Origin of the sequence: Aetokthonos hydrillicola CCALA 1050 (assembly GCF_017591665.1) — a bacterium.
Classification (GTDB): domain Bacteria; phylum Cyanobacteriota; class Cyanobacteriia; order Cyanobacteriales; family Nostocaceae; genus Aetokthonos; species Aetokthonos hydrillicola.
The window spans coordinates 1-1,017 of sequence record NZ_JAAKGC010000456.1 but is presented as its reverse complement, the minus strand read 5'-3'; the positions used below and the strand labels follow the sequence as shown (position 1 = coordinate 1,017).

1 protein-coding gene and 1 pseudogene are annotated in these 1,017 nt (G+C 45.8%); both read right to left on the bottom strand.

The window, feature by feature from the left end; genetic code table 11:
- Positions 1-235, bottom strand: a pseudogene (locus tag G4P69_RS38865) (hypothetical protein); the annotation flags it as partial.
- A gap of 11 nt (positions 236-246) precedes the next feature.
- Positions 247-630 carry an aspartate 1-decarboxylase gene (gene panD, locus G4P69_RS38860; protein WP_208339940.1) on the bottom strand — a complete coding sequence of 128 codons (384 nt, stop codon included), beginning with the start codon at positions 628-630 and terminating at the stop codon, positions 247-249.
- Between the last annotated feature and the right edge of the window lie 387 nt (positions 631-1,017).

The following is a 1,017-nucleotide window of genomic DNA, read 5'->3' as shown; positions in this document are numbered from 1 at the left end:
CTCTCACTCTAGAGACACAAGAGGATTTACTACACATTTTACCGGCGACTTGCACCTCTACACAAGCAGTATTACCACCATAGCGCCTGGTATTGCTAGTAGGGGTAGGAATTAAACCCCGCACTCCCCAGAACTGCACAAGAAACTCACCCTCTTGGCTTTTTTGACGCCGAGTGTTGGTGGCTTGCTTTTGACTAACGTAGCTTTTTTGAGACGATGGCTCAAAATTTGACATTTTCTTTGAAATTAGGTCTGATTGAGCAGGTCATCGTAACGCCGCACTTCTAGGAGTTGGTTGTTTTCATCGACAATGACAACAGTGGGAGAGTAGGTTTTTAACTCTTCCTGTGTAAACTGCCCGTAAGACATTATAATCAAGCGATCGCCAGAAATGCCTAGACGTGCTGCGGCCCCATTTAGTTCAATGATACCTGAGTTGGCAGTTGCGGGGATTGCGTAGGTAATGAAGCGCTCGCCATTGGTAACGTTCACGACTTGCACCTGCTCATAGGGTAATATCCCTGCTTTATCCAATAAAATTTGATCGATGCTAATACTACCTACGTAGTTGAGATTCGTCGCCACGAGGGTGCAATTATGAATCTTTGCCAAAAGGAGCGTGCGCTGCATTGCCTGTACTAGTTATCTAGTTGATGACTGTTGTTTGATTTGCGGGTATTTGACGTAATTGTAGCCTTCCAAATCTGGACTTGATTTATGAAGAAGAATTCAGGAGTCAGGAGTCAGAAGTCAGAACGATCAATACTGGTTAAAATCTGGTCTACGAGTGGACGAGATAGGGGTTGAAACTTTTCCTAAAACACCATCCGGGAATGGGTGGTGAGTCCAGTCCTGCAGGAGGGTCTCCCTCCGTAGGGAACTGGCGCTAGCGCAGCGTTAGCGACGCAGGAGCGTCACCCGAAGGGTACATTCTGGCTCCTGTATTCTGACTCCTGACTCCTTTTTATTTACTAGCTTTAATGCACTTTTCTACCAAAGGTAGAACTTTGTCAACAT

What these genes read in the sequence shown, in the direction of transcription:
- panD (WP_208339940.1), bottom strand. Translation starts at nt 630, where the DNA reads ATGCAGCGCACGCTCCTTTTGGCAAAGATTCATAATTGCACCCTCGTG.